This is a genomic window from Streptomyces yangpuensis, from assembly GCF_024666385.1.
Taxonomy (GTDB): domain Bacteria; phylum Actinomycetota; class Actinomycetes; order Streptomycetales; family Streptomycetaceae; genus Streptomyces; species Streptomyces yangpuensis.
The window spans coordinates 5,718,864-5,744,983 of the sequence record NZ_CP102514.1 but is presented as its reverse complement, the minus strand read 5'-3'; the positions used below and the strand labels follow the sequence as shown (position 1 = coordinate 5,744,983).

General features: G+C 71.7%; 16 protein-coding genes and 2 pseudogenes. 6 read left to right on the top strand and 12 right to left on the bottom strand.

Annotation, left to right across the window (positions count from 1 at the left end):
- Positions 1-70: 70 nt before the first annotated feature.
- Positions 71-946 carry a helix-turn-helix transcriptional regulator gene (locus tag NRK68_RS26195; RefSeq protein WP_257856925.1) on the top strand — a complete coding sequence of 292 codons (876 nt, stop codon included), beginning with the start codon at positions 71-73 and terminating at the stop codon, positions 944-946.
- Between the two features lie 21 nt (positions 947-967).
- Here the strand turns inward: NRK68_RS26195 and NRK68_RS26190 are convergent, their stop codons facing one another.
- Together NRK68_RS26190 and NRK68_RS26185 are read right to left on the bottom strand one after the other, a co-directional pair.
- A complete protein-coding gene (locus NRK68_RS26190) occupies positions 968-2,545 on the bottom strand; it encodes an SPFH domain-containing protein (RefSeq protein ID WP_257856924.1) in 1,578 nt (525 codons plus the stop codon).
- A gap of 288 nt (positions 2,546-2,833) precedes the next feature.
- Positions 2,834-3,337, bottom strand: coding sequence for an NfeD C-terminal domain-containing protein (locus NRK68_RS26185; protein ID WP_183068320.1), 504 nt, complete (start codon positions 3,335-3,337; stop codon positions 2,834-2,836).
- A gap of 190 nt (positions 3,338-3,527) precedes the next feature.
- Here NRK68_RS26185 and NRK68_RS26180 point away from each other — a divergent pair, with 190 nt between their 5' ends.
- The gene (locus NRK68_RS26180) at positions 3,528-3,791 is read left to right on the top strand and encodes a hypothetical protein (RefSeq protein WP_183068319.1); all 264 of its coding nucleotides are present in this window, start codon (positions 3,528-3,530) and stop codon (positions 3,789-3,791) included.
- A gap of 26 nt (positions 3,792-3,817) precedes the next feature.
- Here the strand turns inward: NRK68_RS26180 and NRK68_RS26175 are convergent, their stop codons facing one another.
- From NRK68_RS26175 to NRK68_RS26135, 8 genes and pseudogenes are all read right to left on the bottom strand, one after another.
- On the bottom strand, positions 3,818-4,834 hold the full coding sequence (locus NRK68_RS26175; protein ID WP_257857931.1) for a PucR family transcriptional regulator: 1,017 nt from the start codon (positions 4,832-4,834) through the stop codon (positions 3,818-3,820).
- 160 nt (positions 4,835-4,994) lie between these two features.
- Entirely contained in the window at positions 4,995-6,974 is a 1,980-nt protein-coding gene (locus tag NRK68_RS26170) for a UvrD-helicase domain-containing protein (protein ID WP_257856923.1), read from the bottom strand.
- Positions 6,975-7,181: 207 nt separating this feature from the next.
- Positions 7,182-8,999 carry a galactose oxidase early set domain-containing protein gene (locus NRK68_RS26165; RefSeq protein ID WP_183068317.1) on the bottom strand — a complete coding sequence of 606 codons (1,818 nt, stop codon included), beginning with the start codon at positions 8,997-8,999 and terminating at the stop codon, positions 7,182-7,184.
- Positions 9,000-9,261: 262 nt separating this feature from the next.
- A complete protein-coding gene (locus NRK68_RS26160) occupies positions 9,262-10,551 on the bottom strand; it encodes a TIGR02679 family protein (RefSeq protein ID WP_257856922.1) in 1,290 nt (429 codons plus the stop codon).
- A gap of 11 nt (positions 10,552-10,562) precedes the next feature.
- Entirely contained in the window at positions 10,563-14,669 is a 4,107-nt protein-coding gene (locus tag NRK68_RS26155) for a TIGR02680 family protein (RefSeq protein ID WP_257856921.1), read from the bottom strand.
- Positions 14,666-15,910 (bottom strand): TIGR02678 family protein, encoded by a 1,245-nt coding sequence (locus NRK68_RS26150; protein ID WP_183068365.1) that lies wholly within the window; start codon positions 15,908-15,910, stop codon positions 14,666-14,668. The genes NRK68_RS26155 and NRK68_RS26150 overlap by 4 nt, the downstream gene beginning before the upstream one ends.
- Positions 15,910-17,478 (bottom strand): TIGR02677 family protein, encoded by a 1,569-nt coding sequence (locus tag NRK68_RS26145; RefSeq protein ID WP_183068314.1) that lies wholly within the window; start codon positions 17,476-17,478, stop codon positions 15,910-15,912. The genes NRK68_RS26150 and NRK68_RS26145 overlap by 1 nt, the downstream gene beginning before the upstream one ends.
- Positions 17,479-17,993: 515 nt before the next feature.
- Positions 17,994-18,342, bottom strand: a pseudogene (locus NRK68_RS26135) (leucine zipper domain-containing protein); the annotation flags it as partial.
- Positions 18,343-18,874: 532 nt separating this feature from the next.
- Here NRK68_RS26135 and NRK68_RS26130 point away from each other — a divergent pair.
- From NRK68_RS26130 to NRK68_RS26120, 3 genes and pseudogenes are all read left to right on the top strand, one after another.
- Positions 18,875-20,647: pseudogene (locus NRK68_RS26130) on the top strand (DNRLRE domain-containing protein); the annotation flags it as partial.
- Between the two features lie 150 nt (positions 20,648-20,797).
- Entirely contained in the window at positions 20,798-22,825 is a 2,028-nt protein-coding gene (locus NRK68_RS26125) for an amidase domain-containing protein (RefSeq protein ID WP_308296343.1), read from the top strand.
- On the top strand, positions 22,825-23,355 hold the full coding sequence (locus tag NRK68_RS26120; RefSeq protein WP_257856920.1) for a hypothetical protein: 531 nt from the start codon (positions 22,825-22,827) through the stop codon (positions 23,353-23,355). Before NRK68_RS26125 ends, NRK68_RS26120 begins: the two co-directional genes overlap by 1 nt.
- 15 nt (positions 23,356-23,370) lie before the next feature.
- On the opposite strand, the gene NRK68_RS36960 is transcribed toward NRK68_RS26120, so the two are convergent.
- Positions 23,371-23,631, bottom strand: a complete 261-nt coding sequence (locus NRK68_RS36960) for a transposase domain-containing protein (RefSeq protein WP_373024527.1) — start codon at positions 23,629-23,631, stop codon at positions 23,371-23,373.
- A gap of 527 nt (positions 23,632-24,158) precedes the next feature.
- On the opposite strand from NRK68_RS36960, the gene NRK68_RS37095 reads away from it, so the two are divergent.
- On the top strand, positions 24,159-24,497 hold the full coding sequence (locus NRK68_RS37095; RefSeq protein WP_494487897.1) for a DUF8243 domain-containing protein: 339 nt from the start codon (positions 24,159-24,161) through the stop codon (positions 24,495-24,497).
- A 353-nt stretch (positions 24,498-24,850) separates the two neighbouring features.
- Here NRK68_RS37095 and NRK68_RS26110 read toward each other — a convergent pair whose 3' ends face one another.
- Entirely contained in the window at positions 24,851-25,939 is a 1,089-nt protein-coding gene (locus NRK68_RS26110) for a hypothetical protein (protein WP_257856919.1), read from the bottom strand.
- Positions 25,940-26,120: the final 181 nt, after the last annotated feature.

Below are 26,120 nucleotides of genomic sequence, written 5' to 3'. Positions count from 1 at the left end.
GAGGCGCGTACGGTCAACCAGGACGCGGCACACCCAGGCAGGGCCCGGCCCCTCGGCCTAGCCTGTGGCCATGACCATGACCACGGCCGTGACCGCCTCCGACCGGGCCCTGGGCGAGTTCCTGCGGGCGCGCAGGGCGGCCCTGCGGCCACAGGACGTCGGCATCGCGAGCCACGGCGTGCGCCGGGTCGCGGGGCTGCGCCGCGAGGAGGTCGCCGTCCTGGCCGACATGAACGTCGACTACTACGCCCGCCTGGAACAGGGCCGCGAGCGCCACCCCTCGGCGCAGGTCCTCGAAGCGCTCGCGCGCGCCCTGCGCCTGCGTCCCGACGCCCAGGCCCACCTGCACCGCCTGGCCGGCTCGGCGCCCGTCGACCGCCCGGCCGACCGCCCGGCCACCGAGCTGGTCGGCCCTGCCCTGCGGGGTCTCCTCGACGGCTTCCCGGACCGTCCGGCATTCGTCGTCAGCACGGCGCTGGACATCCTGGCGGCCAACGCCTGCGCCCGGGCCCTGCACGCGCCGTTCTCGCCGGCGGACAACCTGGCCCGCATGGTCTTCCTCGACCCGGCGGGCCGCCGCTTCTACACGGACTGGGCCTCCACGTCCCGGGCCACGGCCGGCCACCTCCGCGAGGCCTGCGGCATCGCCCCCGACGACCCCCGCCTGCGCGACCTAGTCCGTACGCTCACCACCCGCAGCCCGGACTTCGCCCGCCTGTGGACCACGCACGACGTCCTGGCCAAGACCCAGGACGCCAAGCACCTCCACCACCCCGTGGCCGGGCCCCTGACCCTGACCTACCAGTCTTTCGACGTCCGTGCCGCCCCGGGCCAGCAGCTCATCGTCTACCAGGCCGCACCCGGCGGCCCAGGCGCCCGCGCCCTGTCCCTGCTCGGCGGCACCGCGCCCGGTGCGGAGCCTTCCCGCACCGGGCCCTGGGCGTGATCGCAGATCGCCGTACGGCGGTCAGTCCGTGATGGGAATCGCACCGTTCACCGGGAGCGGGGCCGGTACCGCACTCGCTTCGCCGGCCCTGTCGCCCGCCTGCCCGCCCGGCTGCCCGGCCGCCTTCCCGGCCCGGTCCGCGGCCAGAGCGCGGAGCCACTCGGCGAGGTCGATGCCGGTGGCGGAGCCCAGCAGTTCCACTCCCTGTGCCACGTTGTCCGTCACCGTGCGCGAGAGTTTGGAAGCGCCGTCGGTGGAGATGACCGTCATCCGGTCGATGGCGCCCAGCGGTTCGGCCGCCTTCGCGACGACCTGCGGCAGGGCCTCCACCATCATCTGCAGCACGGCCGCGTCCCCGTAGCGCTCGAAGGCGTCGGCCCGCTTCTGCATGGCCTCGGCCTCCGCCGCGCCCTTGGCGGCGATGGCGGCGGCCTCGGCGTCGCCCTCCAGCCGGACGGCCTCGGCGATGGCGGCGCGGCGCGCCCGCTCCGCCTCGCCCCGCTTGGCGCCCTCGATGGCTTCCGCCTCCGCGAGGGCCTGGCGGCGCTGCTTCTCGCCCTCACCGGTCAGGCGGGCTCGTTCGGCCTCCGCCTCGGCGGCCGCGATCCCGGCCTGCCGCTCGCCCTCCGCCTGCTTGACCCGGGCGATGCGCTGGGCCTCCGCCTGCTGTTCGGCCTCGTACCGCTTGGCGTCGGCGGGCTTGCGTACCTGCGTGTCCAGCTGACGGTCGGTCAGTGCGGCCTGCCGTTCGGCCACCTTCTCCTGCTCGGTGAGGATCTGCTGCTGCCGGTCGGCGTCGGCCAGCGGACCGGCCGCGCTCGCCCGGGCGGCCGCCGCGTCGGTCTCGGCCTTGATCTCCGCCTGGCGCAGGTAGAGCGTGCGCTGCGCGAGCGCGATCTCCTCCTCCGCCTTGAGCCGTGCCTGCTCCGCGGCCCGCCGGGCGTTGGCCTCCGCGATGTCGGCCTCCTGCCGGGCCCGGGCGGCCTCCGGCCGGCCCAGGTCCTCCAGGTAGGAGCCTTCGGTGGTGATGTCCTGGATCTGGAAGGCGTCCAGGACCAGGCCCTGCCCGGAGAGGCTGGCCTCCGCCTCCTCCGCGACCTGCCCGGCGAAGGCGGCCCGGTCGCGGATGACGTCCTCCACCGACATCCGGCCGACGATCGCCCGCAGCGCACCGGAGAGCACCTCCTGGGTGAAGCCGACGATCCCGTCCTGCTGCTGCAGGAACCGCTGGGCGGCGGCCCTGATGGCGTCCTCGGTGCCGCCGACCTTGACGATGGCCACCCCTTCGAGGTTGGCCTTGATACCGCGCAGGGTGACCGCGCCCCGCACCGCGACGGGGATGTGCCGGCTGGACAGGTCCAGGCTGTACCGCTGCTGGACGAACGGGACGACGAACACGCCGCCGCCGACCACGACCTTCTGGCCGCTGTTGTCGGTGAAGACCTGCCCGGTGGCCGGATCGGTGGCCTGTTTCCCGCGGCGGCCCGTGATGATGAACGCCTCGCTGGGGCCGGCCACCTTGTACCGGGTGACGACGACGAGGCCCAGCAGCACCAGGAGTACGACGACCCCGATGGCTGCGACCGCGACTGGACTCATGAGGATTCCCCCTGCCTCCCCGAAGGGGCAGATCGTTGATGGACATGAAGCGGACGGAGCGGACGGAGCGGCCGGAGACCCCCTGGGCCCTGTCGTCGAAGTCCCGCCCGGCCCGCGGTACCCGGCACCGCGGGCCGGGCACCGCGCCGCGTTGCCGGGCCGCCCGCGTACGTCCAGTACTTGTCGCGCCCCTCCGCCGTGCGACGCTTCCCCTCGGCCCTCCGGGCCCGGGCAGACCCCACGGCACCGGACACCGCGGGCTGACCGGGCCTGCGTCGACGACAGAACCTAGACGGCGCGGACGGCGACCGAGGTGTCCGACGGGGTCGCCGTCACCCAGATCTCGGCCCCGCGCTCCAGCGGGGCATCGGCGGTGGCGGCGTACTTGACCGGCTGACCCGCCGGCGACAGCAGCACCTCCCCGTAGCCGCCGTGCGGGATGGCGGTGACCACGCGTCCGGCGACGCCGACCAGGTCCGCGCGCTGCGGGGCGCGCCCGCTGCCGTCGCGGAGCAGGGCCCGGCCCAGGCGGTACGTCGCCCAGCCCGCCGCCGCTCCGGCCACGGCCCCCGCGGCGGCCGCCGCTCCGGGCCCGAGCCCCGTGGACCCGAGCACGATCGCCCCCGTGAAACCGAGCATCGAGACGAAGCCCGCGACCACCGGAAACGACAGCCACACGTCGAACAGTCCGCCCAGCGCGCCGTGGAACACGCCCTCCAGCACCCCGTCGAACACCAGCGCGGCGGCCAGCGCCACGATCCCCCCGATGCCGAGCCCCAGAAACCAGCCCATCGGACACCTCCCCCGTATGACCGCCGTTCCCGCCGGACACCGACAGAATGCCCGGGGGCCGCACCGGGGCACATTGCCTGCCGTCGGCAATCTTTACGCTTCTTTGACGCAGGCCGCTTCCACGGCCTGTACTGCTGGTAGGGCTTGTGCCGGCGGGCGCGGCCCGGCCGGAGACCGACAGGAGGACCGGGTGGAACCGACACTGCTCCTCGCCACCGTCGTCCTCGCCGCCCTGGTGATCCGGGCGGCGGTCGAAGAGCTGAGGGAACCGGGCCGGGGCCGGGCCCGGTGGGCGTTCCTCAAGGACCGGCGGGCCCTGGCGGCCGGTGCGGTCGTCACGGTCGCGCTCGGCTCCCTGGGCTGGCTGCTCGGCGGCGGCCAGGGCCTGGTCTGGGCCTGCCTGGCCGGCGTCCTGGCCGCGTACGCCACGAACTCGCGCGGGGGCGACACGTAGCGGGCGTCGTGCCGGTCAGGCCGGGCTCAGCCGGAGGAGCCCGCGGGCCAGCCGATCAGACGGGCCCCGATCGCCGCGGTCTGCAGGGTGTAGCGGTGCCGCGGGTCGGCCGGGTCGTGCCGGGTGAGGGTGTGGATGCGCTGGAGCCGGTACGTCAGCGCGCGCACGCTGAGCGACAGCAGCCGGGCGGCCTCGGTGGCCACGCAGCCGGTGTCGAAGTAGGCGTGGAGGGTGTCGAGCAGCGGTCCCGGCCCGCCGCGGGCCTGGCGCAGCGGGCCCAGCGTGCTCTCCACCAGGTCCTCCATGGCCTGCCGGTCGCGGCCCAGGACCGGGTAGACCAGCAGGTCCACCGCGTGCAGCACGGGGCCGTCCAGCGCCATCCGCCCGGCGAGTTCGAGGGCGCCCAGCGCCTCCTCGTAGCTGTGGACCACCCCGCCCGGTCCGGGATGGGGCCGGCCTATGCCGACCCGGCCGCCGTCGGTCGCCGCGTACGCCCGCTTCGCGAAGTAGGTCAGCACCTCCGGCTGGTCGCCGGACGCCACGCAGACCAGCCGGCCCTCCTTGGTGGCCACCAGGATGTGCCGGTTTCCGAAGCGTGCGAGCACCGCCTCCTCGATGCCCCGGGCGACCGGATACCCGTCGCCGTAGGGCTCCCGCCCCTCGGCCACGGCGACCGCGTGCGCCTGGGAAAGCCGCAGCCCGAAGCGTGCGGCGCGCTCGGCCAGCTTGCCGAGATCGCTGCGCCCGTACAGCAGGTCGTCGATGAACTCCCGCCGTGCGGCCTCCTCCTGGCGTACGGCGTTGCTCTGGGCCCGCTCGTAGCCCTCGACGAAGGCGTCCACCGCCCGTTCCACGACGGCGAACATGTGCGCGGCGACGGACGGGGGCGACTGCGTCTGCGTCTCGTGCGCCGCGGCGAGATGGGCCCGTATCAGCAGACGCAGCCGGACACCGGCCGCGGCCGCCCGCTCGCCCTCCCGGCGGCGGTCCTCCAGTTCGTCGCGCGTGAGACGACGGCCCGTCGTACAGGCGTCGGCGAGCATCCGCCGGTAGTCCGCCACGAACTCCTCGGCAGCCCGCAGGTCCGGCACCGTCCTCGTCCTCCCCCATCGTCTCCCCCGTTGCGTCGACAGGGCCAAGGGTGTCACGACCCGCAGGTCCTTCACGTCATGGGGCGACCGGGCAGGGGGTCCGGTCCCGGCCTCACCTCCGGGGGGCCGGCGGGCCGGTGACGCTGCCCAGCCACAGCAGGTCGCGGGCCCGGGTCATGGCCACGAAGAGCCGGCTGCGCATGAGTTCCGCGCGCTCCCGCGCCGTGTCGGTCTCCGGCGCCGTGTCCGTGAGCGCGGTGTCGTACCGGGGCAGGAAGACGTTCTTGAACTCCAGCCCCTTCGCCCGGGGATAGGTGCCCAGCTTGACGGCGTCGACGGGGTTGCCGTCGTACTGCTCCAGCGGGCGCGCCGGGATCTCGGCCCGTGCGAGCAGGCGCTGGTAGTGGCCGAGGGCCCGTTTGGAGGGGCACAGCAGGGCGGTGTCGGCGAGCGCGCCGTCGGGCAGCGCCCGCAGGGCGCCCACCAGCTCCCGGTCGTGGGCGTCGGCCGTGGGCTCGGCGACGCGTACGACGTCCCCGTCGTGGTAGGTGAGATCGACGTCGCGGCGGCCCGGCGTGGGTACCCCGTCGATGTCCTCGAACACGTCGTCGGCCACGACGGCGAGGGCCGCGTCCAGGATCTGCCTGCTGTTGCGGTAGTTGGTGCGCAGCACCTGCCCGCGGTCGCCGCGGATGTCGATGCCGGCGTCGGTGAGGCGGAAGCCGCCCGGGTACACGGTCTGCTGGCCGTCGCCGACGAGCAGCAGACCGTTGGGGGCGTCGCCGACGAGCGCGTGCAGGAGCCGCACCCCGACCAGCGTCAGGTCCTGGACCTCGTCCACGACGACGGCGGCGTACGGCACCGGGCCGCCCTCCTGCGACGCCTGCGCGAGGGCCATGGACAGCACGTCGTTGAAATCGTGCACGCCGCGCTCATGGCGCCGCGCCTCGTACTCCTCGTACAGCTCCCACACGGCCTGCCGCTGCGTACGGTGCAGGCCCGCCCTCCGCCGCCGCCTCGGGACGACCGCGTAGTCCTCGAACCGCGTCAGGCCGCGCCCCTTGATGACGTGGTCGATCTCCTCGTGCCAGTACCCCGGCCCCGGGTCGATCCGGGCCAGCAGGCTCTCCCGCCCGACGTGCGTCCAGGCGCGGCTGAAGGCGGTTTCGGCCTTGTCCCCGTTCAACCGCACCGGTACGCCCCGCTCCTGCAGGAACTCCTGGGCCCAGGAGTGCAGGCTGCGGAAGTCCACCCGGTCGGCGACGGCGGGGGCCATGGTCCGCAGGAAGGTGCTCTGCACGCGGGGCAGGTTGTTGGCGAAGGTGACGTACAGGATGCGGCCCGTGGTCCGCCTGGCCAGATGGGCCGCGCGGTGCAGCGCGACGACGGTCTTGCCGGTGCCCGCCGGACCGCTGATGCGTGCCGGTCCGGACCAGTTGCGGCGTACGAGCGCCACCTGGTCCGGGTGCAGAAACGTCATCCACTGCTCGATCGGCGCCCGCCGCGCCCCTTCCAGGGCCGCGTCCCGCAGCCCGTCCAGATCGAACAGCCCGTCGTGATCCCGCTGGTCCGGCGGCCGGGTCCGCTCCTCCAGCGCGACCGCCTCGCGGCCCGGCAGCGCCCGCTCCAGATGGTCGGCGATCGCCCGTACGGACTCCGCCCGCAGCCGGCGCGGCTGCGCCAGCAGCACCCGCCCGGCCTCCTGTTCGCCGAGCACCCGTATCCGCCCGTGCCCGTGGTCGAGGCCCTGGCCGGCCGCCACCATGACGGGCTGCACCGCCACCGGCGACATCCCGAGCGCCGCGACGGCACTCTCGGTGACCCTGGTCGCGGCGAGCAGACCGGCCGCGCCCCCGCCCCCGTCCCCCACCCCGACGACGAACACCCCGCCGGGCCCGACCAGCACCACGTCCCCGCGGCCGACGAGCAACCGCCACCCGCGGGCGGTCAGCACCAGCAACTGCGCGAGGACCCGCCGCTCCCCCTCCCCGGCCGTCCCTCGCCGCTCCCGCACCTGCCGCCGGGCGGCCTCCCACTGCTCGCGCAGCAACCGCTCCTGCCGTCGCGCCTCCTGCGACAACCCAGCCCCCATGCCAAGCCCCCCTCACACAAGGAGTGACGATCATAAAACGCAAAGCCACCACTCCGGCAGACCGCGTACCCACCCGCCCGGCGCCTCGGTACACGCCTCTCGGCGAGGCGTCGGCGCCTCGCGCCGCGCGACGGCCCGGCCTGGACTCCCGGGGAGCCGGAATCCAGAGCCGGGCCGTCGCTTCGGCTTCGCTGCCGTTCGGTTGGTTCAGCGCAGGGAGACGAACTTGGCCGTGCTCGGCACCCCCTTCTCGTCCAGCAGGAAGAGCATGTAGTGGCCGGGCGGGGCGTCGTTGGCGGAAGGCGGGGCCTGGAGCGCGAGCGTGTTGCCCTGCCGGTGGACGATCCGCAGTTCCAGATGACGCTGGCTGGTGTTGACGGCGTGGGTGGCGGTGGTCGGCGCCAGCAGGACGGCCTTCTTGACCTGCCCGGGGGTCGAGGTCGACACCTTGAACCGGGAGTCGAAGCCGATGGGGCCGCCGGGCACCTGGTCGAGCCTGGGCCTGGCGCCCTGGTGGAGGTAGGCGGGTTCGAAGATCTCGATGCTGCCGTTCATCTCGTCGTCGATCTTCGGGTCGTTGGCGAGCTGCTGGAGTTCGTCACCGGTGACCAGGACGCGGCCGTCGGGCAGGACGACCGAGTTGGCGTGGTAGCCGCGCGGCAGTCGCTGCACGGGCCCGAGCCGCCATTCCCCGAGCGCGTTGCGGGTCTCGATCTGGCGGTACTTGAGATCGGACTTGGGGTTGTAGTCGCCGTTTCCGTAGTCCCGGATCCCGTAGGCGCCGTTGACCGTCAGCAGGCTCGCGTCCGGGAGGAGGAGGGTGTTGTCCTGGGTCCGGCCGAAGGCGCGCGGGTGCTCCTTCTCCCAGCCCCCGCCCGAGAGCTTGTAGGTGTTGGGGTCGTCGCGGTCACCGCCGAGGATCAGTACGGAGTCCGGGCCCCGGAAGCCGGCGGGCAGCGGTACCGCCGAGCCGTAGCCGCGGTGGAGGCCGTCCGGGCGCGCGGGCAGGTCCGTGCGGGTCTCCGCGACCGGGTCGAAGGCCCACTGGCGCGCGGCGTGGCGGCCCAGGCCGTACACCTTGCCGTCGCGCAGCGTGAACAGGTGCGGGTAGTCGCTGTCCTCGCCGAACGGCGCGTCCACGCGAAGGGTGTCGGTGGGAAAGTCCCGCGGGGTCAGGGTCTTCTCGAACGGCACCGGGTGGCTCATGGCAGGGAACCGCTCGACGACCGAGGTGGAGGTGCCCCAGCCCTGTTCGGTGTGGCCGGACATGATGAGCAGGCGCCCGTCGGGAGCGGTGGCGACGGACGGGTACCAACGGCCCACCGTCATGTCCTTGTTGACCGCCCACGACTCGGTCCACGGGTCGAAGACGAGGGACAGCTTCGCTCCGGCACCTCCGCTGTGGCCCAGGTTCCCGCCGAAGACGCCGAGCATGCCGTTGGGCAGGAAGGCGTGCCCGGCGCAGAAGAACGGCGCCGGGCGTTTCACGTCCGTGCCGTCCGGCACCACCAGCTCGGGCGGGGTGACCTTGGTGAACGCGTCCGGTCCCGTCCCCTTCCCCGGATCCCACAGGAAGGCACGGCCGGCGTTCTCCGGCCCGAGCGTGTTGGTCGGCGCGGGCTCCTCCGTCGGGTCGGTCTCCACCCGCTCGAAGGAGAACAGCAGCACCTTGCCGGTGGGCAGCATGGCGATGTGGGCGGCGAAGTCGGGCGACTGGAAGTACTCCGCGAACTGCCCGTACGCCTTGGGGTGGAACTTCGAGTTCGCCAGCTCCTGGGACCTCGTCAGATCGTTGAGGCTCTCGATCCGCGCGAGCTGGGAGTACCCGCCCAGAGCCTGGGCCGCCGCGCGGATCTTGGCATGCTCCTGAGCATGCCCGGCCCCCAGAGTCGCAGCTTCGGCTGCTTCGTCGGGATGGCTTGCCCCGTCATGGGCGGCGGCCGGAACGGCGGCGACGAGCAGGGCGGTGGCCGCGAGCGCGGAGAGCGACGCCGCGATCCTTTGGGGACGGTGCCTGCGTGACATGTGAACCCTCACCTGTGAGCACGTGTGGACAGGCGGGCCGCCTGCCGTGGGTGACGATCACCCACAGCGACAGATGTATGACGTTATGCACGCATCCCGCTCGCCGGAGCCGAGCCCTCGACACAGGGCCGTCAGTGTCACGGACCAGCAGCGACCCGCCCGAACACCCCCGCCGAGCCACAGCCCGGTCCCCCGCACGGCCGTCACTCTTCGTAGACGAACACGCCGGGCAACGAACCTCCGGCCGACGCCGCCCGACCGTCTACGGATTCTCCGTACGGGCTGGTGCCGCCTTGAGCGTCGGACCGGCGTCACGACCGGGCGCATCTGCTCCCTGCCCAAGGTCCGCCAGCAGCAGATCGAGCACCGCCTCCTCCTCGATGCGCGTCCCGTGTTCGGCCAGAGCCGCTGCCAGATCCGGGTCCCACGGCGACGGAGCCGGATTCCCGGAGAGGGGTCGGGCAGCGGCCGAACCCGCGGCCACCCCTTCCCGGTAGTCGACTGCCGTGTAGCGCCAGGGCCGCCACGGCACGTGCCGCATCAGTGTCGCGGCGATGCGCAGACCGCCCCAGTCGAAGTCGCCGTGGTAGCGGAACGCCGCACCCGTCGCGCGCAGATGCTTCAACAGCGTGAGAGCAGCGGCCGACGGTTGGCCCTGGACACAGACCAGCGGTCGGCCATCCGGCCCGTGGACGTCCGCCGCGGCCGAAAGCACCGCAGGGTTCTCACAGATGTGCAGCACGGGCGGTGCCGTACACGGTGGACGGCGGGCGAGCTGCCGGAGGGTGAGGACGCACGGCTCGCCCGCATCGGCCATCCAGTCCAAGGCCGGATTCCCGCGGAGGTTGAGCGTCAGTACCGTCGAGGACACGTCATCCCGGAGCAGGCCTGCCGAAGCCCACGCAGCCCGCCGCCAGGCCGCTCCCGCTCCCTCGGGGTGGCCGGTCAGAGCGCGGGCGCCGGAAAGGGCGAGGGTGGCCACCGGCGTGCCGTCGTCGAGTGCGTGGGCACTGCCCAGCACATCAGCGGCGAACACCGACAGCGACCGTGCCGGCTCGACGGGCAGTTCCCGCAGCACTCGGACGGTCTGCTCCAGCAGCGGACGGGCTGCGGTGGGTGTGCGGGCGAGACGGCGCACGAGGCCGTCGTGACGGACACGAGCGGCCCAAGCCGCGTACCGGGGGAGGTCTTCGGCCAGCAAGGCGAGAGAGGCGTACACCTCCTCCCAAGCGTGCTCCTCGCTCCGGCGGACTTCGTCGAGTGGAACGACCCGACCGGTGAGCGCGGTCACCGCCGCCTCCAGGCCTTCCGGACTGACACCTGATCTGACCAGTACGGCGTCCACGGCATCGAGCCGGACCGTCAGCGCCCGGCCGGCACCCGGTGTCCGGCCCAGTAGTCTCTCGGCCGCCGCCCGCTCGGCCGGACTCGGCGCGGCCAGCGAGACCGCCCCGGTGAGTGACTGCCCTCGCTCCAGCCGCCGCCGTGCCCGCTCCACCAGCCAGGCCAGGTCGGTGCCGCCGAGCAGGCGGCGTAGGCGCGCTTCGTCCACCGAGAAACCCCTCACGCCCACAGAGCCTCCGGTTGTGCCGGACGCACGGGGTCCTCGCGGCGTGTGCGGGCTGTGCCGTCCCACTCCCAGCGGGTGACCAGGACGGCGGCCACCTCGTCGACGCGCGCGAGCTGGGCGATGGCGATGCCCGGCACCTGCGGGTAGCAGGCCCACTCCCGCTCGCTGGTCATGACCACATCCAGGTCGAAAGCGCGCAGAAGACCCAGGCACTTGGCGCGCGAATCGTCGTCGACCCCCGCGAATGCCTCGTCCAGGGTCACGAGGCGCGGCGCGTACGGGCTGCCCGCGCTCGCGTAGTGCGAGGAGGCGGCGGCGAACAGGGGAACGGACACGGCCAGGACGCGTTCGCCTCCGGAAGCGGGTCCCGTGGCGGGTACCCAGCGGCCGTGCTGCCGGCGTTCGACGGCGAACTCGTGCCAGGAGCGGTAGTCGAGGGCGGCGGTGAGGTGTTCCAGCCAGCTGCCCGCCGCGTCCTCGGTCTGCTGGCGGGCGATCTGCGTCTGCAGGAACTCGCCGACCGCGGCCCGGTCCTCGGCCGTCCAGGCGTCAGCGGTCTGGAGCAGGCGGCCGCGGGCCTGGGCCAGGCCGGCCGGGGCCTTGCGGGAGGGCCGCCACACCAGGCGCAGCCTCATGCCGGTGGACGTGGGCCGTTCCTCCAGCTCGGCGTTCATGGCCCGAACCTGCCGTTCGGCGGCCGCGATCAGTTCCTGGAGGGTGCCTGCCACCTCGGTGATGAGGTGGGTTTCGAGGATCTCACGCTCGTGTGCGGAAAGGATGCGGGTGAGTTCGCCGACCTCGACCGCCAGCGCCTCGGCGAGTTCGGGTACGGCTCGCTCACGGCCCTGGTAGACGATGTCCACGATCATCCCGTCCTCGACCATACGGGCCGAGGCGGTGTTGCCGTGCCGTGACAGTGCGTCCTGGAGGGCTTTGAACTCCTCGCCCAGACGCCGCTGTACGCGTTCCCATGCGCCGTCCGAGTCGTCCGTCGTCGACAGTTCCGATTCGAGGGCGCGGGCCAGGGCGATGGCCGGGGTGGGCGCCCACGGGCCGTCGTCCGCGGCCGGTACGGCGAGGTCGGGAAGCGCGACCGCGATCAGCCCTGTGGCAGTGAAGCGCTGGAGCGCGGCGATGGCCTCGGAACGCGCCGCGGCGGCTTCGGTGACGGCCTTCTCCAGCTCTTCGATGCGCCCCTCGGCCCGGCTGGCCCGCCGGTCTGCCGCAGTGTGCTGCTCCTGGGTGCGTTGCTGGTCGGCCGCACAGCCGCGCAGGGCCTCCGCGGTCTCGGCCAGCATCCGCTCCAGCTCTGCGACGGCGGCGCCGACGGTCGAACGCAGTGTGGCCAGTCGCTCGTCCGCCGCTGCCGCCTCACGGGCGGCTTCCTCCGCACGAACGGCCAGCTCGGCGGTGCGCTCCCCGGCCCGAACCGCCTCTTCACGTTCGTCGTCCGCCTGCCGGGACGCCTCGCTCCGCTCGCGGAGTGCGGGCCAGAGTCCGGCCAGGACGACGTCGAGTTCGGCGAGGGCCTGCCGTACGGCGGCCAGCGCCGGCCGGTCCGGGGGCAGCCTCAGATCGGCTGCCGTCTCCTTGAGGTCGGCCGTGGCCGACTCGGCCCGCTCGGCCGCATCCGCCGCCTCTGCGGCCCGCTCGTCGCGCCGGGTCCGGGCCCGGCGCACGGTGTCCGCGGCGGCTGCGGCGTCGGCATGGGCCCGGATCAGGGGCGCATCGTCGGGCACGGCGGCCAGCTCGATGTCGAGCCTGCGACGACGGGCCGCCACAGCCTGCGCCTGCGTGTGCACGGCGGCCGACTCCTTCTGGAGGCGGAGGAGTTCAGCCCGCAGGGCTGCGATCCGGGTCCGCCTCGCGGCTTCCCGGGCGCCCTCTCCGATGTACTCGGCCCCTGGTTTGGTCCAACGGCCGGTGAGGACGCCGACCCGGTGGCGTCCGTCCAGCGCGACCCAGGTGCCGTCCGTGACCCCGGAGTTCGCGCCCAGGCCGATCGCTTCCAGCAGCCTGGCCACCGCTTCCACGCCGACCTGCGCGGCGTGCGCGCCGCCGTGGTCCACGGCCGGGCGCAGCACGTCGGCGAGCGAGGCCCCCTCGACCGGTCCGGTGTTCGGGGCGAGAATCACGTCATGACCGTCTGCGGCGAGGGCCACTCCGTCGGGTCGCACCCACGCGTCCAGCAGCCCGGACGCTTCCAGGGCCGCCTCCAGCCCGGCGCGGTCGTGGGCCGTGACCTCTTCCCTGAAGTCGATCAGCCGCCACAGAGGGGCACCGGGCGCCTGCTCCCGCAGGCCGGGGGTCCGGGTGTACGGGGCCTGCGGCCCGCGCCGGCCGCCGGACTCGAGCCCGGCCAGTTCCTGCTCGGTTTCGCGGGTCCGGGCGGCCAGGCCGGCCTGGTGGTGGGCTGATTGTGCCGCCTGGTCGGCAAGTACCGCTGCGGTGGCGCTGTGCGCTTCCGTGGCCAGGCGGCGCGCCGGGTAGGGGCCGTCCTGGTGCCGGGTCCACTCCTGGAGCTCGTCCAGAAGTCCGGCCGGGTCGGCGTACGTCAGTTCCCCGCACCGGTCCGCGTACGCGCGAACGGCATCGACCAGCGCCCGTCCGGAAGCCTGCGCCGCGTCCTGGGCCGTGTCCAGCGCCTCGGCGGCGTGCGCCAGCTCCGTCTCCGTCTCGTCGAGCCGGAGTACGGCAGCCCGGCGCGCAGCCGCCGCCACCTCGGCCCGGTCGGCGAGCGCCTCCACATGCGTAAGGGTGCGGCGCCTGCGGTCGGTGGCTTCGGCCACCGCGGCCCGCAGGTCGGCAGGTTCCTGTCCTTCGTCGCCGGGGAGGTTCAGCCAGGCTGCCGCAGCGGCCTCCTGGGCCCTGAGCAGCGTGTCCCCGGACAGCTCCCGGGCGGCCCTGAGCCGGTTCTCCGCGGCACCGAGGCGGCCGAGCGCCTTGGTGTGCTGCAGTGAGGCCCTCTCCCGGTCGTCGCGTGTGCGAGCACGGTCGTTCTCCGCCCGGTCCAACGCCTGCGCGGCCCGCTCCAGTTCGTGGGCGCTGCGCATCTCCGGGCCCTCGCGCAAGGCTGCGTCGGCCGCCTCCAGTCTCGCCCGGGTCTCGACGAGAGTGGCGACGCGTTCCTCCGCAGCCGCCCGGTCCTGCTCCGCCGCGGCCTTGCCGGCCTGTGCCTCGGCGAGGTCGCGCAGCAACTGCTCGTACTTCGAGTGCTCGCTGCGCGGGAGGCGTGCGCGGCGGCGGGAGGCCGTGCGGGCGTAGCGCCGGTAGTGGTCGAGGAACACGGAGGCCGCGCGTTCGGCCGCCCCGGCTGCCCGCAGCTCCTCCTTCTCCTCGTCCAGCGAGCGGAACGCCTCGGCCACGTCCGTGATGACGGCCTGGTCCATCGGCGGAAGGGCCTCGGTGAGGGCGCGGGAGAGGGCGGCCTCGTTGGGACGCTTGGACAGCTGGGGCTGGCGCAGCTGGATGAGCAGGTCCACGAGGGCCGCGTAGCGCTGCTCCCCGAGGCCGAACAGCGCCTCGTCGACAGCCCGGCGGTAGGCCTTGGCCTGGTCGTGGACCATCCCCCGTCCGGCGACCGCCTCGACGAGCCGGTCCCGCGACAGGACGGTGCCGGTGGCGTCGAGCAGGCTCAGTGACCCGTCCGCGCGCACGTCGGCGGGGCCGTGGTCGATCCGCTGTCCGGTCACCGCCCACCAGTGGCGGGCGATACCGCGCCCGCTGACGGCCTTGAGTCCGCACAGGAGCGTGCGGAAGTGTTCCTCGCCGCTCACCTCGTCGCGACGGCCGAACTCCACCCAGGTGTAGCCGAGGCGTTCGGCGTGCGGGTGCTCACCGCCGAGCAGGAGATTCCACTCCATCCGCTTGCCGGCGTCCCCGTCCGGTTCCACCCTGCGGGCGCTGAGGTCCCCGTCCAGGAGGAAGGGCAGGGTCAGGGCCAGTACCTTGGACTTGCCGGTGCCGTTGTTCCCCCGCAGCAGCAGCCGGCCGTCTCGGAAGTGGAACTCCTCCACGTCGTAGTGGAAGAGGTCTACGAGCCCGATCCGCAGGGGCTGCCAGCGGGGGCGCGCGGGGGCGGGGGGTGCGGAACGGGTCAAGGCAGGTACGCCTTTCGCTGCGCCGGAACCTGCGTACCGGCTGTACGGGGTTCGAGGAGGACGGTCTCGCCGACCGCGTAGCGGGCGAGCGCCGGGCGCGGCACGACCCCGGCGGTGGTACGGGCGACCAGGCCGAGAGCGGCCAGCCGGGCGACGGCCTGTTCCGCCAGGTCACCCTCGGCACCCGGCTCGCGGGCCGATCTGGACCAGAATCCGCTGTGCTCGGCCGCCAGTTCGACGACGCGGCGCTCGAGGTCGGCCATGGGGACGACCGGACTCCCTACCGCTGTGAGGTACTCCGCGAGCAGGAGGGTGACGTGGCCGCGGGTCCCTGATTCCGGCATGCGGACGTCGGTGAGATCGTCCTCGGGGTCGACCATGGCGATGCCTTCGGCGCGCACTTCGGCGACCAGCCCGGTCAGTTCGTTGATGCGGGCGGTGAGGAAGCCGCGCTGGCGCGTGAGGTACCCGAGTTCGGCGTCGGTCAGCTCGTCGTAGTAGACGACGGGATCGTCGAGCAGCCGCCGGGTCAGCGAGCGGCGCATGGCGCGGAAGCGCAGTTCGTCGCTGTCCAGGGCCGTTTCCGCGGAGAGCTCGGCGAGCCGGGCATCCAGCGTTTCGGCCCGGACGGTGGAGGGGCCGCGGCGGGTGGAGAGGAGACCTGCGAGGACCCGCCGTTCGACGTCGTAGAGGACGTCGCCGGCTCCACTGACGTACGCGTCCTCGTCGCCGGCGACGCGCCGTAGGACTCCGAGGTGGAGCAGAAGCCGTACGACGGCGGCCAGGTCGAGCCGCTCGTCTCGGCGGTCCAGGGTGAACCGGATACCCGTCGCGGCCAGCTGGGGGTCCTTGGCGTCCAGCATGATCTGGCCGGCGAGGCGGCCCAGCGCGATCTGGGCCTCGCCGCGTTCGAGGGCGGCGAGAGCGAGGCAGAGCAGGACGTACCGGCGGCGGGTGAAGGGGGCGCCGCTGCGGGTGACCTCTCGCGCGGGGTGCGTGGCGTCGTCCGGAACGCCGGGGATCTTGCCCAGCCGGGCGGTCTCGGCGTCGACCTGGAGGGACCAGCCGGTGTTGCGGTCGAACCACTCGCGCAGCTCGGAGGCGTGCCGCCGAACGAGGCGGAACTCGTCGGCGTGGGCGCCGTGCGCGAGCAGCAGGGGCTGCTTGAGCAGGGCACGGGCGGCCTTGCGTCGCTCGGCGGCGTGCTGCCCCTCGAGTACTTCGGCGAGCGGGGTCGTCATCACGCTCCGCCCCTTCCTCGTGTTTCGGTGAGATCGACGATCTCGATGGTGTGGTCCGGGCCGCGGAAGATTCCGTCCGGTGTGCGGACCTGGGCCGTGGACCCGTCGGTCGGTGCGGTGAGCCGGATCTCCATGGAGCCGTCGCCGCTGGTGGCCGCGGTGTGCGTCATGCCGGGCCGCCAGGTGGCGAGCGCGTCGCCGAGGAGCTGGAGGAAGAGCCGGAAGCTGAGGGGGTCGAGCTCGCCGAGCCCGGACAGCCTCGTGCTCCCGTGCGTGACGAGCCGCGCCCGGGCCGCTGCGGTCTCGGCGGCCTGCTTCGCGGCTGTCTCGGCGAGCACGCGGCGCGCCTGCTGCCGGTCCTCGACCCTGCGGGGTTTGCCGCGCCGCTCGTAGCTTCCCGTGCGGCGCAGCTGCGGGCTGATCCGCAGTGGTGCGGCATCGGCCCACGCGGTCGCCGCGGGCTCGGGACGGGCGTGGCGGGCGGCCAGCGTCTCCGCGTCCACGGTGAGGTGCCGGGCCGGGTACAGCCCGAAGGCGGTGCGCCACAGCCGGTGTCGGGCGTCGTCGTCGGACGCTTCGGCGAACCAGCGCGCAAGGGTGCGGAAGTCGGCGGAGCGGTCCGAGCGCCCGGCCCGCCGCTCGTTCAGCGACCGTACGACGGCCAGCAGCTGGGGGATCGCGCCCAGTGCCCGGCCGCGCAGCAGCCGGGCCTGCGACTCCCGGCCGTCCCGGCTGAGGAACCAGGCCGCCAGCCCTGCCCACCGGCCGGCCCATCGCTCGTACGCGGCCTGCGCCGCGTACGCCGCCTCCTGCGGGGTGGCGTCCGCCGCTTCGCGGGAGGCCGCGGCCCGCAACAGCCGCTCGATGCTCCCGCCCTCCTCCAGCTCCAGGATCAGCCGGGCGATGCGCCCACCGAGGGTGATCAGGTCCTGGATGAACCGTTCCAGGTACTGGATGAGCTGGTCCTTGTAGGCGAGGAAGACCTCCTCCCCCACGTCGTGCAGGTCGATGGTCCGCTGGAGGGAGCCCATGAAGGCCCGCGCGTTGTCGGCGAGCGCACCGAATCGGCTCGCGAGCCCGTCCAACGCGAGATGCGTTTTGGCCGGATCGGGCTCCTCCTCGGCCGCCAGCACGAGCAGGGCCCTCAACTGCGTCACGATGTCGTGCAGAGCGACGGCCTGCAGCGCGCCCCGCCGCCCGAGCGCCTCGTCGTACGCGGACAGAGCCTCCTCCGCCGCCTCGCCCTCCCGGGTGAGCTGGTAGATGAACCGCTTCCGGTAGAAGTCCTCGACGGCGGTGACCCGACCGGTGTCCGGGTCGGCCCGCAGATTCCCCCACCCCACCAGGCTGTCGAGTGCCTTGACCACGGCGTCCAGCTCGGTCGGCCGGGCGCCGGAGGCCAGCCCCGCGTACACGTCCTCGGGCCGCAGATGCACGGCGAACCGCTCCTTGGCGACGAGGAAGGCCCTCATCACTGCGCGGTAGAGCAGCACGTTCGGGGCGGTGAGATGCGCGAAGGGCCCGTATCCGTCGGGCGGGTCCTCCGCCTGCGGAGAAGTCGTGTCCATCACCCGCCATCCTCCTGGAGCGCCATCCGTGATCGGCAGGGACTTGAGTACTTGGCTGATTCACATCGGTCCTGACCGAGTTGGCGCTGGTGGTCAGAAGCGTCTTCCGGTCGGCCACGGCCAGCTTCGCATGCGTCTCGCCCCCCGGGCTCCGTCCGCTGGCCCGGGGGCCAATACCACAGCCTCCCCAGTCGGCCGGGTAGGCCGCGAGGCGCAAGCAGGCGCCACCTCCGGCATCATCAATGCCACCGGCCGGCTCGCTGCCGCGCTCGGCGTGGCGGTCATCGGCAGCCTCTTCTTCGCGGCGCTCGCCGGCAACGCCGGGCCGCAGGCCGAACAGGTCGCCCCCACCGTGCAGTCGGTGTCGCCCCAGCAGGCCGCGGGCGGGACCGAGGCACTCGGCCAGGACGACCTGGCCAAGGTTCCGGCCACGTGCTCCAACCTGGTACAGGGCGCCGACGGCGATGCCCGGGAAACGATCAATAGCGCGCTCGGCAAGACCGGACGAAGACGTTCCAAGCGAGACGGTGCAGGCCGTGCCGGGTCAGGATCCGGTGCACGGTCGAGTCCGGCAGGCCCACGACGGGGCCGATCCGGGCGGGTCCGAGCTTGCGGGCCCGCCGCAGGTCACACACCCGGGCCTCGACCCGCGGCAGTTGTCTTGCGCGGGATCGTGTGTGTGCGGCTGGAGCGGTCGGCCAGGCCGGCCTCGCCCTCGGTCCGCCACCGGCGGACCCATTTGTGGGCGGTGGCCCGCGAGACACCCATCTCGGCGGCCACGTGGGCGACCGGGCCGCCCGATGCGACACGGTCGACCAGCAACCGCCTACCGAAGACGGTCAGGCGGGCATTACGGTGGGACACGAAGACCTCCGTGCGGTGAGTTCCTAGACAGCTCCCACCACACCGGAGGTCTTCGCCATGTTCAAGACCTGCCGAGTGTCAACAACGCTCGTGATCAATCCACCTAGCCCCATGGCGCTACCGACCGCGGGCGGGTCCGGCAGCCGTCACACGGCACCCTCGCCGGCCCGGTCGAGGATGCCGAAACGCGGCAGGTCCGGTGCAGCACGGCGAGGCCTACGGCACCTCACCGCCGACCAGGCTTCCCACCCCAGGACGGCTACGCGGTCCTGAGGACGCGCCGAGGCCGAGCCGAGTCCGCCGGCAATGACACATCACAAATGCGTCACTGTGGCGCGAATCATGCCCCCCATGCCCCTTTTCCGGAACGAACTGCCTGGTCAGGGCGTTACGTTGCTCCCCTCGTACCTAGATCATCGGGTACTCGCAGAAAGACCGAGGAAGTATGGCTACTCGCTTCTCCGCGGCAAGACGCCGCGGAAGAGGGCCCTGGGGGACCACCCACTGGATAGCGGGCGGAGCGGCACTCGTCGTGACCGCCACCCTGATCCAGAGCTCACACCCGGCCGACGCCGCTGCGGCTCCGGCCGCCACGGCCAAGTCCGCCACCGTGACCGAAGAACTCAACCTCGCGCGCGCCCGGGTGGCCGCGCGGACGGCGGGACACCGCGTGGAGGCGGTCTCGGAGCGGTCCGAGACGTCCACGACATGGGTGAATCCGAACGGCACCCTCACGACCGAGGTGGCAGCCGGACCGATCCGCTTCTACGACCAGCAGGCACGCGCCTGGCGCGGGGTCGACGTGACCCTGGGTCACGCCCCGGACGGGTCCGTGGCGTCCAAGGCCCACCCGCAGGGCCTGAAGCTGGCCGCGGGCAGCCTCCCCCGGATGGCAAAGGCCTCGCCCCAGGCCACACCCTCGGTCAACTACATCAGCACCGATCTCGTCACTCTGGGCGAGGGCGACCAGCAGATCACCCTGAAGTGGAAGGGCGCCCTGCCGTCTCCCAGGCTCGACGGGCCCCGCGCCGAGTACACCAACGCCGTCCCCGGCGGTGACGTCGTCATCGAGGCCACGCGCAGCGGCTTCGAGCAGTTCGTCGAACTGAAGCAGCGCCCTGCCGCAGGGACCTACTCGTACACCCTGCCGCTGGTGGCCAAGGGCCTGAAGGTGGAGCAGCAGGCCGACGGAAGCGTGCAGTTCACCGACCGCAAGAGCAAGAAGACCGCGGTCATGCCGGCGCCGGTGATGTGGGACTCCACCGTCGATCCTGTCTCCGGCGAGCACACCCGCAAGGTGCCCGTGGCGATGAAGGTCGTCCAGGGCAGGGGAACGGTCGACCTGGTCGTCACTCCGGACGCGAAGTTCCTCGCCGACCCGGCCACCAAGTACCCGGTGACCGTGGACCCCTCAACGTCCGCGCTGGGCAACGTGTTCGACACCTACGTACAGCAGGGCGAGACCGTCGACTGGTCCAACGACACCGAACTCGACCTCGGCAACCCGGGCACCAAGAACGCGAACGGCACCTTCCGCACCGCGCGTTCGTTCATCACGTGGAACACGGCGCCGATCGCGGACGCACTGGTCTCCGACGCCAAGCTGTCCCTGTGGAACTTCCACTCGGGCAACACCGACTGCGTCGCGCAGCCGTGGGAGGTGTGGGACTCGGGCACCCCGAGCACCGCATCGCGCTGGACGAACCAGCCCGCCATGGGCACCAAGTACGCCACCTCCAGCGAGACCCGCGGCAACCCCGGCTGCGGCTCGGCACCGGACGGCTGGATCAACGCCGACGTGACCACCCTCGTCCAGACGTGGGCGTCCGCTAAGGCCCCGCTGTCCAGCATGGGCCTGCGCGCGACGTCGGAGTCGGTCGTCGGGCAGTGGAAGCGCGTCAACTCCGCGAACGCCACCTCCAACCCGCCGAAGCTGACGGTGACGTACAACTACCGTCCGCAGACCGGCACCAAGCAGGAGGCCGGTCCCCCGTTCGTCCAGGACAAGACCCCCGCCTGGCGCGTCGAGACGACGACGCCGACCCTGCGCGACACGTTCGCGGACAAGAACGGCGACACGGTCAACGGCACCTTCCAGATCTTCGACGCCGCCACCAACACCCAAATCGGTGGCAACCTGGTGTCACCGTTCGTCCCACAAGGCACCCCCGCCTCCGTCGTCGTACCCGCGGGCGTGCTCCAGCACGGGCGCACGTACCGCTTCCGCACCTCGCCCTACGACGGCACGCACTACAGCAACAGCTGGTCCCCCTGGTCGAACTGGACCACCTTCACGGTCAGCCCCCTGCCCGACGCCCCACGCGACCTGCAGGCCGGCGCCCAGCAGACCCTGACGCCCATCCTCTCCGCCGTCGTCACCACTGCATCGCAGACCCGAATCAATGCCGAATTCTCGCTGAAGGACGCGGCCGGCAATCCCATCCCCAACCTTCCGATGCCCCCCGTGTCGGTGGAGAGCGGCAGCCGGGCCGCCCTGCAGATCCCCGAGGGCAAGCTCGCGGACGGAGCCACCTACCGCTGGTCCGTCCGCGCCTGCACCGGCGTCGGCTGCTCGCCCTGGTCTGCCGACCAGAGCATCACGGTACGGGTCCAGCCCCTGCCTCCCATGCCCGCGACCCAGTCCCTGGTCGTCGGCGACGCCTCGCTCGTGGGTGTGTCCACCGCTACCGACTGCGACACGGCAGGCTGCGCCACACCGCCGGCCGGCACGCTCCGCGTCGGTACAGCCGACGGACACACCTGGGCCACGCACCTGAAGGCCGACCTCGCCGCTCTGCCGAAGGGTGCGCGGGTCACTTCGGCCAAGCTGGTCCTGACCAGGTCGGACTGCACCACGCAGTGCGCGGTTCAACAGCCCGACGTGTACGAACTGTCCTCTCCGTGGACCTCCACGCAGAGCGGCAAGGAACTCCTCACGGCTGCTGGTGGCGAGACCTACTCTTCCAGCACGGCACTTAGCGACGTCGAGTTCGGCGTTCTGGTGCAGTCCTGGATCGACCGCGGCGGCAACGAGGGCATGGCACTGACCGTCCCCGGCACGGAAGCCGCTGCGGCCTACCACTCGGGGGCGGCTACCGACCCCGTCAAGCGGCCCAAGCTGACCATCGAGTACCTGCCGCCCACCGCCCCCGAAACGGCCACCGAAGTTGTCGCCACCGCCGGCGATACGGGACTGCTCGCAATGTGGAACGCACCGATGAACGGCGGCGCGAACAGCGAGATCACATATGTGGTGAAAGCCGAGAAGGCTGACGGAACGGTCGTCGGTACCTGGGAAGGTCCGGCAACTCGCGCCGTCTTCACCGGGCTGGACAACGCCACCTCCTACCGGGTGGCGGTGACGCCGAAGAACGCCGTCGGCAGCGGCCCCGTGACACGGACCGCTCTGGTCAAGGGCGCTGTCGTGGCAGGGGGTGAGGCCCGTTACAAGGACTACATCCAGGCGTACCTCAGCGCCCGCAACAAGGTCGTGACCGGGGTCAGCCCCACCACGGCCGACGCGGCCGCGGAAACCTCGTACGGGCCGGTCTTCAGCGAGGTCCTCGACACGCAGGAAGCCGCTATCGTGGCCAATGCCGAGGCCCTGGCAGCCAGAGGCCAGTCATACGTAGGTATCTCCTCGGCTCTGACAGACGCCATGACCGTCAACGGGTCGGCCGACCGGGTGCTCGTGCGGACCACTGTCATACAGACGGTCACCCTGCGGGTCGATGGGGTCGACCAGGTGTCGGAGGACCGGTTCGCCAAGCGGTTCGTGTTCGCCGTGTCGGGCGGGACCGTGAAACTTGAGTCCGAGTCCGACGACACGGAGGCAGGGCAAACCCTCTCCGCCACGGCCGCAGCGGGATCCCAGGTGGCCGCCGTCCCGGCCGACAGCACGGGCGCACCCGCCGACGACACCGGGTCCATCACGATGGGCGAGGACGGCTTCCCCGTTTCGGAAACACCGGAGGCAGGCGTCCGTACTGCGGCGTACGTCAACGGGTCGGGCACGGCAAGCTGGGCCTACAACAACGCCGGCAGGATCCACAAGGAGTACGGCACCAAGGACTGCACCAACTTCGTGTCCAAGGCGATGTACTACGGCGGCCGGATGAAGATGCGCACCGGGTGGTACAGCTCGGACAAGGTTTGGTGGAGGAATCCGACCTTCAGCTGGGTCCCGAAGAACAGCCACACCTGGTCGGCGGCGGAGAATCTGCGTAGGCACTTCGACTACCGTCAGAAGTACTACATCACCCAGACCTACAACCTGCGCGCGGGAGACATCTTGCTCTTCAGATGGCAGGGCGCCTCGCGGTACGACCACGCGGCGGTCGTGACCGGCAACAACCAGGGCGCCGTGAGGATCGCCCAGCACGGCTACAGCGCGCACGACACGCTGAGCTCGGTCATCTCCAGGAACCGGGCGGACCACACGCCGATCGCCAGCATCATCGCCATCCGGCCGGTGGGCGCGTAGTGAGACAGTCGCCGTCCCTCCGGGCCGTTCTCGCTGCCGCGCTGGCCTTGACCGTGCTGACCGGATGCTCCTCCGAGTACGACGCCGATGACGCACGGTACGCCACCGGATACGGCTCGCACGAGCCGCTGGCGGTGGTCGGGTACCCGACCACCGGATCGCTGGGGATCACCCAGGAAGTGGTGTGGCAGATCGCCGACGGAAACGCCGGCGAACTGGCGCGCCTCGCGGACGACCACGACAGGAGTTCCCCTGAAAAGACCGCCGCCAACTGGATCGCGGCGTTCGGCAAGGGAGCCCGTGGAAAGGTGACGGCGGAGTTCTACGACGAGGGGTCGGTCCGGCAGACCGTCGTGCTCTACTTCCACGGCACCGAACAGGTCAAACACATCAACGTCCGGGTCGTAGGCGGCGGCAACAAGGACGAGTGGCGCGTCGTCATGACCGAACCGGATCCCGCGGAAGCCCGCACCGTGCTTCCGTGGGTTCCAAGAAAGCCTGGCGAACTCGGTTCGAAAACTCCGCACTGAGCCGACTTGTCCTTGTCACGCTAAGAAGGGCGCCGCCCCGTGGGAAACCACGGGGCGGCGCCCCTTGACGCCACCACCGGCCACCTCTCTGAACAGGGTCTCCAGCACATCCTGACCTGGCCGGGACCGCGCTCGGCATAACGAGGACCGGTTCGCCCTGGCCAAGGCCCGGCTGCCCGGTGTCCCGCTGGTCAGCACGCGCAGCACCTCCTCGTACGACTCCCGGGCGAACAGGCACAGGGCCAGGACGAAGCGCCGCGTCGACCAGCTCGGCAGTGAATGCCTTCGTCAGGATTCCGATCCGCATTCGCTGCCCTGCTCCCCACCCCGTCACACCCGGGGCAACGCCCTCGGTGGCTCAAAAGCAACTGTGCTGGCCGACGAAGGCCCCTGGGGCCACCGGCCCCCGCCAACACAGTCCGTGGGGTCCGCAGAGGGTGAACCCTTTCCATCGCGCGACCACTTGACCGACAAACGTGCTGAGTGTGTTACTCCGTTGCGCCAGCAAGGCAGGATGCGCCGGTATCAAGTTCGGATCCCTTCCCGCCATTCCACGTTGAATGGTGGAACGTTCACCGGTCGAGCATCGTCGGTTACTTCGTGAGACGATCGATACGAACCTGAAGGGGTGAGCACGGTGTGGACTTATCCGCAGTCGGATCGGAGAGAAGGACTCGGAAGTGCAACCACAACTCACATTCGACGAGATTCTGGAATTCCTTGAGTGCAGGCCTGACGAGACTCGGACGTACCAGGTGCCGAGCGGGTCTATCTCCAGGCTCGCGTGCGACGAGGCAGCGGGTATGCGAGAGATGGACGAGGCCGAGACATTGAAGCTGGCCGAGTATCTCGAGGTACCCGCCCAGGATCTCAGAGGGCCTCTGAAGGTCGTTGACGTTCGGTGCCCATCGTGCACACGCCGCCTGTCCTTCCTCGACTTTGCAAAAACAGCGGTCGAATTGGGAGCGCACGGGAAGGAGGACCTACGTCATGTGCTAACCGGCAAGAGTGGTGAGTGGATCACCATTCGCGGCCGGGACGGAGGTCGCCCGGTGAACTGCGCCCAGTGCGGCCACGACGTTCCACGCCCGATGGCCGGCTGCTATTCGGAGTACTCGTCCTCCGACTACGCATACGCCTGACCTCTTCAGCACCCTGAAGCCACCCCAGGCGGTTTCGTTTGAATCACCTGGCAGACCAGAAGAAGATGCCGGCGATGTGCAGCCCGGCCTGCTACATGGTCGCGGTCTTCTCGTAGCGGGTGGCGATGCCCCGCCACTGCTTCAAGCGGTTGATGCAGTGTCGGCCAGGGGTGTCCGGCCTGGTGCGGGGCCGTCCTCGCCGTCGAGGAACGCGAAGGCGGGCCGTGACGTGTGTGAAGGCGGGTGCATCGCCGGCCTGTCCGGCGGTGAGCACGAAGCGGCGGGCTGACGCGCGACACGGACCGGTCCCGGAGGGGCCGTGCTGCGCGCCCCTGGGACCGGTCGCGCTCGTGTCAGCAGTTGGTGACGGGTGTGCCGTTGTACAGGTTGCTGTCGGTGACGCCGTCGGTGACGCTCCTGAGGTAGTAGCCGCAGGTGGGTCGGTTCTTGAAGTCGAAGGTGTGGCCGGAGGTCAGGCGCCAGATCTTGAAGTCGGAGAAGGTGAGGGGCTGTCCCGCGACGGCCTTCTCGGGGGTGTGGTCGCCGAGGACGACATAGGTGTCGGCACCTGAGAGGGTTGCCAGACCGTTCTTGTCGATGAAAAGGGAACCGCCCTCTTCGACACCCACGCCCCACGCCCTTCCGCCCGAGGTGAGTCCGTCCTTGAGCGCGCGGGCGACGAAGGCCATGGTGCGGCCCATGCGGTCGCGGGTGACGAAGTGGGAGTCGTTGATGGTGCTGGCGTAGTTCGGCCAGTCGAACATGCCCGTGGTGAACGTCGCGTACGGGTCATAGGGGTTGGCCAGAGCCTCGCTGGAGGTGATGCTCCCCTGACAGGCGTCGTACACGACGGAGCTGTTGATGTGGTGGCCGGCGCTGCCCCCGCCGGAGCCGCCACCCTTGGCGACGACCGACTGGACGGAGGCGCGGAGCGAGGTGGACTTCCAGGCCGCGTACTTGCACTGGTCGCCGCCGGCGAAGTAGACGAATTCCGCGTTGCGGATGTCGGTGTTGGCCTGCGCGTTGTTGCCGTCACTGGCCTTGGTGAGCGTCCACGTGGTGCAGGAGTTGACACCGCTGAGGCGCATGACCGCATCGCACTCGGGTGTTCTGCTGCCGGAACCGGGTGCCGACGCCGCCAGCACCACCACGTCGAGCGAACCGGTTCCGCCGCGGATGGCGTCGACGGCCTTGGCCGTGGAGGCGGAGACGATGCCCCCGGAGCCGTTCATGGTGAAGGCGGGGCCCGACCAGATGGCCCGGACGGCATCCGCGGAGCTGCCGAGGCGGATCCGGCCGGCGGCGGCCTCCGCGGGATCGGCCTGGACGAGCCCGCCGGCGATGACCGCGAGAGCGGCCACGAGACATGCGGCGATGCGGCGGGCGTGGTGGGTGGGGTGGGCGTGGTGGGCGTGGTGGGTGTGGTGGGGGAACGGACGCATGGGTCCTCCGTGAGCAGCGGTGAGGGGAACCGCAGCGAAGCGGCGAAGCAGCCACTGCGGCTTGCAGCAACGGAAAGTACAGGCCTCGCACCAACAGCGATAGATGTAACGCAGAATGTGGGCCGCCGAACCTCTGAAGCATCGATTGGGCAGATGAGAGCCCTGGGTGCGCGCGCTCGTC